Consider the following 4,507-nt stretch of genomic DNA (forward strand, 5'->3'; position numbering starts at 1 on the left):
GGGGGTGGGGGTGGGGGTCGTCGTGCCGGCCATGGTCGTCTGGGCCTGGATCGCCGTGATCGCCACCGTCGTCACGATGTCCGTGACCAGCGCGCCCCTGGACAGGTCGTTGACCGGCTTGCGCAGGCCCTGGAGGACCGGGCCGACGGCGATCGCGCCGGCCGAACGCTGCACGGCCTTGTAGGTGTTGTTGCCGGTGTTGAGGTCCGGGAAGATCAACACGCTTGCCTGGCCCGCGACTTCGGAGCCGGGGAGTTTGGTGGCGGCCACCGTCGGCTCCACGGCCGCGTCGTACTGGATCGGGCCCTCTATACGGAGATCCGGGCGCCGCTCGCGCACCAGCTCCGTCGCCTCCCGCACCTTGTCGACGTCCGCGCCCGAACCCGACGTACCCGTGGAGTAGGAGAGCATGGCGATCCTCGGCTCGACGCCGAACTGTTCTGCCGTGGCCGCCGATTGAATGGCGATGTCGGCCAACTGCTCCGCGTTCGGGTCGGGGTTGACCGCGCAGTCGCCGTAGACCAGGACCTTGTCGGCCAGGCACATGAAGAAGACGGACGAGACGATGGAGGCTTCCGGCTTGGTCTTGATGATCTCGAAGGCCGGGCGGATCGTCGCCGCCGTCGAGTGCACGGAACCCGACACCATGCCGTCCGCCAGGCCCTCCTCGACCATCAGGGTGCCGAAGTAGTTGACGTCCGAGACGACGTCGTGGGCGAGTTCCACCGTGACGCCACGGTGGGCGCGGAGAGCCGCGTACTTCTCGGCGAACCTGTCCCGCAGTTCCGAGGTCTGCGGGTCGATCACCTGGCACCCGCCGAGGTCGATGCCCAGGTCGGCGGCCTTCTTGCGGATGCCGTCGACCGGGCCGAGCAGCGTCAGTTCGCACACGCCCCGGCGCAGCAGCACCTCGGCGGCGTGCAGGACGCGTTCCTCGGTGCCCTCGGGGAGGACGACCCGGCGCTTGTCGGCGCGGGCGCGTTCGAGCAGCTTGTGCTCGAACATCATGGGCGTGACCCGGTCGCTGCTGGGCGCGGAGACCCGCTTGAGCAGCTCCGCCGTGTCGACATGGCGTTCGAACAGACCGAGGGCGGTCTCCGCCTTGCGCGGGGTGGCCGCGTTCAGCTTCCCCTCCAGGGAGAAGAGCTGGGCGGCGGTCGGGAAGCTGGTGCCGGCCACGGAGACGACCGGGGTGCCCGGGGCGAGCCGGGCGGCGAGGGTGAGGACCTCGTCGCTGGGGCGCTCGTTCAGGGTCAGCAGTACGCCCGCGATGGGCGGCGTACCGGCGCTGTGCGCGGCCAGGGCGCCGACCACCAGGTCGGCGCGGTCACCGGGGGTGACGACCAGGCAGCCGGGGGTCAGCGCGGTCAGGAAGTTGGGCAGCATCGCGCCGCCGAAGACGAAGTCCAGTGCGTCCCGGGCGAGCCCCGAGTCGTCGCCGAGCACTACCTTGCCGCCGAGCGCGTGGGTGATCTGGGCGACCGTCGGCGCGGACAGGGCCGGCTCGTCGGGCAGGACGTAACAGGGCACTGGGAGGCGGGAGTTGAGGCCCTCGGCTATCGTGGCGCGGTCCTCGCGGGTGACGCGGTTGGCGACCATGGCCAGGACGTCGCACCCCAGAGCCTCGTACGCGCGGTACGCGTTGCGCGTCTCGGCGAGCACCGACTCGGCGCTCTGGTCACGACCGCCGACCACCGCGACGACGGACGCGCCGAACTCGTTCGCGAGGCGGGCGTTGAGGGCCAGCTCGTCCGGGAACTGGGTGTCGGCGAAGTCGGTGCCGAGGACGAGGACCACGTCGTACTCGCGGGCGACGCGCAGAAAGCGGTCGACGAGGGTGGAGACCAGCTCGTCGGTGCCCTGCTCGGCCTGGAGCGCGGACGCCTCCGGGTAGTCCATGCCGTACACGGTCGCCGGGTCCTGCGAGAGGCGGTAGCGGGCGCGCAGCAGTTCGAAGAGCCGGTCCGGGTCGTCGTGCACCAGGGGGCGGAAGACGCCCACGCGGTCGACCTGCCGGGTCAGGAGTTCCATGACCCCCAGCTCGACGACCTGGCGGCCGTCGCCACGGTCGATCCCGGTCACGTACACGCTGCGGGTCGTCACGCGTGCTCTCCGTTTCCTTGCTCGTCAATTCGTCGTCATACGTCGTTCGAGGGGTGTGCGCCGGTGTGCGCGGACAGCGCTCACCGGCGCGGGCGGGGCCTTCTTGACAGTACCCGCGGCGCTGGCTACGGCGCCCGTCAGGACGGGGGTCGGGCAAGGTCGTGAAACAATTGGGGCGACTCACCGGCATCACAGGCAAGCACCGAGATCACCCAGCGATCACCCAGCGATCACACCGACCACAGCCAACCCGGCGACCCACGCGATCACAGTGAGCAGGAGACACAGCACGATGCGCATCGGAGTTCTCACCGCAGGCGGCGACTGTCCGGGCCTGAACGCAGTGATCCGGTCGGTCGTGCACCGGGCGGTCACCCATTACGACGACGAGGTCATCGGCTTCGAGGACGGCTACGCGGGGCTCCTCGACGGCCGCTTCCGCACCCTCGACCTCGACGCGGTCAGCGGCATCCTGGCCCGTGGCGGCACCATCCTCGGCTCCTCCCGGCTCCAGCGCGACCGGCTCCGCGAGGCCTGCGAGAACGCCTCCGACATGATCCACGAGTTCGGCATCGACGCGCTGATCCCGATCGGCGGCGAGGGCACGCTGACCGCGGCGAGGATGCTGAGCGACGCGGGCCTGCCGGTCGTGGGCGTCCCTAAGACGATCGACAACGACATCTCGTCGACGGACCGCACCTTCGGCTTCGACACGGCAGTGGGCGTCGCCACGGAGGCGATGGACCGCCTGAAGACCACCGCCGAGTCGCATCAGCGCGTGATGGTCGTCGAGGTCATGGGCCGGCACGCGGGCTGGATCGCCCTGGAGTCCGGCATGGCCGCCGGCGCGCACGGCATCTGCCTCCCCGAGCGCCCCTTCGACCCCGCCCACCTGGTGAAGATGGTCGAGGAACGGTTCTCGCGCGGCAAGAAGTTCGCCGTCATCTGCGTCGCCGAGGGCGCGCACCCCACCGAGGGCACCATGGACTACGGCCACGGCGCGATCGACCAGTTCGGCCACGAGCGCTTCCAGGGCATCGGTACGGCACTGGCGTACGAGCTGGAACGACGGCTCGGCAAGGAGGCCAAGCCGGTCATCCTCGGCCACATCCAGCGCGGCGGCACGCCCACCGCGTACGACCGCGTCCTCGCGACCCGGTTCGGCTGGCACGCGGTGGAGGCCGCGCACCAGGGCGAGTTCGGGCGGATGACCGCGCTGCGCGGTACGGACGTGGTGATGGTGCCGCTGGCGGAGGCGGTCACCGAACTGAAGACGGTCCCGAAGGACCGGATGGACGAGGCGGAGTCGGTGTTCTAGAGGTCTGCTAGAGGTACTGGTAGAGGTACTGGCAGAGGTAACCGCCGGGCGGTCAGCGGGTGTTGGTGTTGGTGTGGGGGATGCCGGTGTCGACCCGCCTCCAGAAGTGCTCCACGATCCGGTCGAGGAAGTCGCGTCCGGTGTGGCTCGCCTCGGTCGCCGCCGAACCGTCCGACCAGGTCGCGGTGGCGGCCAACTGCGTCTGGTAGTAGCGGTGCAGCTCCTGGAGGACGCCCTCCAGGAGGCGCCGGTTCAGCGGCACCATCTTGCTGACGGGGCGGACGTACGCCTGCCAGCGCGTCGTGACCGCCCCGCGCAGCAGCCCGGCGAGCTTGCCGTCGAGACCGGTCAGGGTCATGAAGTCGGCGAGCGAGAGTTGGAGCGCCTCGGCGAGCAGCGCGGACTGCCGCTCGGTGCCGCGCCACTCTCCGCTCTCCTCCATCCGTACGTAGACGAGGAGTTCGAGCCCGACGGCCCGGGCGACCTCCTCGGCGGTGAGTCCGCGCGCGGCCCGGTGTTCGCGCAAGGTGGCCGGGCGGCCCTTGAGCTCACAGGGCTCGCACCACAACACCCCCGCGAGAGCGACGAGTTCGGTACTGCTGGGGGCCATGGTGCCGCGTTCCCACGCGATCACATGGTCGGGCGTGATGTACGGCAGCCCGTACGAGACCCGCATCCCGTACGCGACGTGTTCGGGGCCCATTCCGAGGGCCGTACGGAGTCTGCGGGCGGTGTGGGCGTCGAAGGGCGGGTTCGGAGGCGTGGGCGGTGGCGGTGGAACTGGGGGTCGGCGCACGCACCACAAGTTAGGGGTGCGGAGCGGCCCTGACTACATTCTGTTCGGCCACGATTACAGATCGTAGGAAACTACGGTTTCGATGGGTGAATCCGGTTGATCCGGTGCCGGCCGGAGTGCGTGGGTGTGTGGGGCGGGGCGTGGGGGTGCGGATGGCTTCCGGTGGTGCCCAATCATGCGAATGGCATGGTGGCGGGGCATATGCGTGGGCGTTTCGCGGGTGGCGGGCGACGGCTCGCGGTGGGTGGGATGCCGGTGCGATGGGCGGGTGTCGAAGGTGAGTGCGAGGG

3 protein-coding genes are annotated in these 4,507 nt (G+C 70.2%); 1 reads left to right on the forward strand and 2 read right to left on the reverse strand.

Translation table 11 applies throughout. The features are described 5' to 3' along the window. Positions 1–2,103: phosphate acetyltransferase (pta, locus tag AOK08_RS16270; RefSeq protein WP_055526286.1), on the reverse strand; the 2,103-nt coding region annotated here is incomplete at its 3' end. Between the two features lie 292 nt (positions 2,104–2,395). Between pta and AOK08_RS16275 the strand changes: the two genes are divergently transcribed. Continuing rightward, positions 2,396–3,421: an ATP-dependent 6-phosphofructokinase gene (locus AOK08_RS16275; protein WP_055526287.1), complete on the forward strand. Its 1,026-nt coding sequence runs from the start codon at positions 2,396–2,398 to the stop codon at positions 3,419–3,421. Between the two features lie 52 nt (positions 3,422–3,473). On the opposite strand, the gene AOK08_RS16280 is transcribed toward AOK08_RS16275, so the two are convergent. Next, positions 3,474–4,217 carry a helix-turn-helix domain-containing protein gene (locus tag AOK08_RS16280; protein WP_079054058.1) on the reverse strand — a complete coding sequence of 248 codons (744 nt, stop codon included), beginning with the start codon at positions 4,215–4,217 and terminating at the stop codon, positions 3,474–3,476. Between the last annotated feature and the right edge of the window lie 290 nt (positions 4,218–4,507).

The sequence above is a fragment of the Streptomyces graminilatus genome, from assembly GCF_001418565.1.
Classification (GTDB): domain Bacteria; phylum Actinomycetota; class Actinomycetes; order Streptomycetales; family Streptomycetaceae; genus Streptomyces; species Streptomyces graminilatus.

Excerpts from the sequence above, each read along its gene's own strand:
- AOK08_RS16275 (WP_055526287.1), top strand. The coding sequence starts at position 2,396 with ATGCGCATCGGAGTTCTCACCGCAGGCGGCGACTGTCCGGGCCTGAAC.